Annotated in this window: 5 protein-coding genes; all 5 read right to left on the reverse strand. The window is 61.7% G+C overall.

Features of this window, described 5'->3' with window-relative positions; genetic code table 11:
- Window positions 1-52 precede the first annotated feature (52 nt).
- A complete protein-coding gene (locus RMO18_RS02090; RefSeq protein ID WP_309663667.1) occupies window positions 53-829 on the reverse strand; it encodes a succinate dehydrogenase iron-sulfur subunit in 777 nt (258 codons plus the stop codon).
- A 4-nt stretch (window positions 830-833) separates the two neighbouring features.
- Window positions 834-2,555 carry a glycosyltransferase gene (locus RMO18_RS02095; protein ID WP_309663668.1) on the reverse strand — a complete coding sequence of 574 codons (1,722 nt, stop codon included), beginning with the start codon at window positions 2,553-2,555 and terminating at the stop codon, window positions 834-836.
- A 44-nt stretch (window positions 2,556-2,599) separates the two neighbouring features.
- A complete protein-coding gene (locus tag RMO18_RS02100; RefSeq protein WP_309663669.1) occupies window positions 2,600-2,887 on the reverse strand; it encodes a hypothetical protein in 288 nt (95 codons plus the stop codon).
- A 4-nt stretch (window positions 2,888-2,891) separates the two neighbouring features.
- Window positions 2,892-3,203 (reverse strand): hypothetical protein, encoded by a 312-nt coding sequence (locus tag RMO18_RS02105; protein ID WP_309663670.1) that lies wholly within the window; start codon window positions 3,201-3,203, stop codon window positions 2,892-2,894.
- Window positions 3,203-4,379 (reverse strand): FAD-binding protein (locus RMO18_RS02110; protein ID WP_309663671.1); only part of this gene is annotated, 1,177 nt, incomplete at its 5' end. The genes RMO18_RS02110 and RMO18_RS02105, both read right to left, overlap by 1 nt.

Consider the following 4,379-nt stretch of genomic DNA (forward strand, 5'->3'; position numbering starts at 1 on the left):
ATCGATAGCCGAGTTGATGCCACCGCTTGCAGGGTCTGGCGGCGCTCAATGCCTAAACCACGCGATCAACCATCATCCCCTTGATCTCGGCAATCGCCTTTGCCGGGTTCAGCCCCTTGGGGCAGGTCTTGGCGCAGTTCATGATCGTGTGGCACCGGTACAGCTTGAACGGATCTTCCAGATCATCCAACCGCTCCCCGGTCGCCTCATCGCGTGAATCGATGATCCAGCGGTAGGCATGCAGCAAGGCCGCCGGGCCGAGATAACGGTCGGAATTCCACCAATAGCTCGGGCACGAAGTCGAACAGCAGGCGCACATCACGCATTCATACAGCCCGTCCAGCTTGGCGCGGTCGTCAATCGACTGCTTCCATTCCTTGGCCGGACGGTTGGTCTTCGTCTCCAGCCACGGCATGATCGAGGCGTGTTGCGCATAGAAATGCGTGAGGTCAGGGATCAGGTCCTTCACCACCGGCATGTGTGGCAACGGATAGATCTTCACATCGCCCTTCACCTCGTCCAACCCGTAGATGCAGGCCAGCGTGTTGATCCCGTCGATGTTCATTGCACAGGACCCGCAAATCCCCTCGCGGCAGGACCTCCGGAACGTCAGCGTCGGGTCGATCTCCGACTTGATCTTGATCAGCGCGTCCAGAACCATCGGGCCGCAGGTTTCCATATCAACGAAATAGGTGTCCACCCTCGGGTTTTCGCCATCCTCCTGATTCCAGCGGTAAATCTGGAACTTGCGAACGTTCTTGCCCTCCGGCTTCGGCCAGGTCCTGCCGGTACGGATCTTGGAATTCTTCGGCAGCGTGAATTGAACCATGGTGTTACCCGTTTCCGTTCGATTTTGGCCCGGCTAAGGCTGTAACTTTCTCGAGCGCGCCGGAAAGCTGGCGCGCGCGAACCGTGAAGGAATGGCGTTCGCGCATTGTCGCGGCGAAGGCCTGCCGTTTCTTTCGCTTGGCGGGGGTTTCCCGGCGGATCGCGGCGATGCCTTCGACCAACTCTTCGGCCGACCGACACTGCGTCACAAACGGACGGAACTCGGCGGGCAGCCCCCGCAGGTCGTCACAGATGACCGGGGCTGCGCAGGCCAGCGCATCGAAGATCCGGTTAGAGACATATCCGGCGTCGCGCATCTGCGGCATGTGGTCACAAAGCACAATCCCGGCCCGGCGGTAAAGATCGCCAAGCTGCTCGTTCGGCAAATAGGGTGCTACCAGCTGCGAATGAGCCGCATGCCCTTTCCAGTTCTGCCCCCAAATGCGCAGTTGCACTCCTGCTGTTACAGCCCAGTCGACAATCGGGCGGCCTTCGGCAAATGCGCGGTGGCGGGCGCCGACAAAGACGATGCTGTCGTCACGCACCGTGTCGTCTGCATACATCACCGTTTCATCAAAGGCTTGCATCAGCACCTGCACATCTGTCCCGGGGAGCGCCGCCGCCAAATCTTGCACAGCAACTTCAGAGGCGACGAAAACGCAGGTCGCTCCCTTGAGGTCGGCTAAAAGGTCCTTGCGCCGCCGTTCTAGCGGGTAAAGTACCCAGTGGACATCCCGCACCCCGGGGCGCGGCGCAAAGCTGCGCCCACCGTGCAGAACCAAATCAATATCCGCGGGGCCCTCCGCATCTGCCCATTCGGCCATCGTATCGATCCGCGTAGCGTGCCCGGCCTTGCGCAGCCCGGTGGCAAGGCCGGTGGCAAAATGGAAATCACCCCAAGTTGCGCTTTCCTCGGGGACCGGCACGCAAGTCTTGATTGCGACCCTCAGCACCGGCTCTGCTGGACCATTCCAACGCCCGACAGGTGCAGGTGCAGGCACTGGCGCGGCAGGCGGAATCGGCACCAAATCCAAAAGGGCTGCGAAACGGTCCAGACCAAAGTCCGTCAGGCTAATGCTGGCATAACCAGCGACCAGATCATCATACATCTCGCGCAGCGTGGCGGAGTCTGGATCTGTCTTCGTCACCGCCACCAGCCCGCTCGGCAGCAGATCCAACACCCTTACCTCCAGATCGGGACGATGCTCGCGCAGGATCGGGATCAGCTTCCACACATCCCCAGTCCAGCTTTTGGTCTTGGCCAGGTCCCAATCCCGATCAGCGGCAGCATGACTGAACGGTACACAATCGTGCATCAGGATTGTACCACCCGGCGCCATCAGTCGTTCGACGTTCATGAAATCGCGCAGCAGGAACTCGAAGTGGTGCATCCCGTCAAGAAAGGCCAGATCAACACGGTAACCCAATTTCTCTACCATCCCGCTGGCAAAGAACGCGTCACTGGTGCCCTGAAACTGGTGCAGTTCCGGCTTGTTGCGCGATACGTCGGCCTGCAGAGCAAAGGCCGGGTCCACCGCAAAGGACACACAGTCTGCAAAGCTGAGGCTGGCACCGGACTCGGTTCCAACCTCCAGATACACTTTTGGCCGCGCCTCACGATGGAACGCTTCCAGCCACTCAAAGTAGTGCACTGTGCCCAGCATCGGAAAGCCCGGCTCCGGAACGACGCGCTTCTCGCCGCGAATCTTGCGCGCGATAGACCTCATGCAACGGGCCGGACGTGAAATGCAAAGCTGCGGTTGCTCATGCCTCAGCCTTTCCAGTCAGGACGGTCATACAAAGGGCGGCTTGGCATTTCGCCGGCTTTGGACATCACGCAACTGTTGTAAACTTCCGCCGGGTCGCGGCCGGTCAGGTAATCAGACGAAATGCTCAACTCCAGCCCGCCCGCCGCCTTGCCGTCGGAATTCACGCCCACCGACACCTCACCGCGCGGCTGCTGCGCCAGACGCGCGCGCTCAAAACACTGCCGCTCAGCCTCGTCGACCGAGATCGGGCCACAGGCGGCCAGCATCAGAAAGGGGATCAATCGTTTCATCCTGTCACCCGATCGGAGGAATGGCATTTGCGGCAAAGCAGGCCGTTGCCGCAGGGCGCAGGGCAATGTCGCGGATCGTGGCCTTGGTCGAAGTGCCGGCCTCCACCCCCACATCGCGCGCCAAAAGCCGCAGTTCGTCCGGGCTCGCCGCATCCAGAATGCAATTGGTCGCCGCCCGCGCCGGGCCTGCCGGCATGTCGACATTGACCACCGGAAACACCACCGTCTCGGCAATCTGCCGTGCTGTCTTGTCGGCAAACACCTGCGGGTCGCAGGCCGGCAGCAGGATCAGCATCGCAATCACAGCTTTACGCATCAATACACCCTCGCTTTGGGCGCGATCTTCTTCAGGTCGATCCCGCCATCCGCCGCCTTGGTCAGCGGCTCCAGATGCACTGGGCGGGTCGACAGCGTGACCTTCGCCCCATCCACCACCGCCAATGAATGCACCCGCCAGTTCACGTCGTCGCGGCTGGGATAATCCTCCTGCGCATGCGCGCCCCGGCTTTCCTTGCGCGCTTCCGCCGCCACGATGGTGGCCAGTGCGTTCGGCATCAAGTTGGCCAGTTCCAGCGTTTCCATCAAGTCCGAATTCCACACCAGACTGCGATCCGTCACGTGGATATCGTCCATCTTGCCAGCTATCGCCGTCATCTTGGCCACGCCGTCAGCCAGCGTCTTGTCAGTGCGGAACACCGCCGCGTCGGCCTGCATGGTCTTCTGCATCTCCAGCCGCAATTCGGCCGTGGGCACATGACCATTTGCATTCCGCGCCGCATCGAACCGGTCCAGCGCCCGGTCGACCTCGGCCTTGTTCACCGACGCCAGCGAGGCATTTCGGTCCACCACCTCCCCCGCCCGGATAGCCGCCGCCCGGCCAAACACCACCAGGTCGATCAAGGAATTCGACCCCAGCCGGTTCGCCCCATGCACCGAAGCACAGCCCGCCTCACCCACCGCCATCAGGCCCGGAAACACCGCATCGGGGTTCTTCGCCGTCGGGTTCAACACCTCGCCCCAATAGTTGGTGGGGATGCCGCCCATGTTGTAATGCACTGTAGGCAGCACCGGGATCGGCTCTTTCAGCAGGTCGACCCCTGCAAAAATCCGCGCCGATTCCGTGATGCCCGGCAGCCGCAGCTCCAGCGTTTCCTTCGGCAGATGGTTCAGGTTCAGGTGGATATGGTCCTTGTTCGGCCCCACCCCGCGCCCTTCGCGAATTTCAATCGTCATGCAGCGGCTGACCACATCGCGCGACGCCAGATCCTTGTAGGTCGGCGCATAGCGTTCCATGAACCGCTCGCCTTCGCTGTTGGTCAGATACCCGCCCTCGCCGCGCGCCCCTTCGGTGATCAGGCAGCCAGAGCCATAGATGCCGGTCGGGTGGAACTGCACGAACTCCATGTCCTGCAAGGGCAACCCCGCCCGCGCCACCATGCCGCCGCCATCACCCGTGCAGGTATGCGCCGAAGTCGCGGAAAAATACGCCCGC

The sequence above is a fragment of the Tabrizicola sp. genome (genome assembly GCF_031377265.1).
Taxonomy (GTDB): Bacteria; Pseudomonadota; Alphaproteobacteria; order Rhodobacterales; family Rhodobacteraceae; genus JAUYQR01.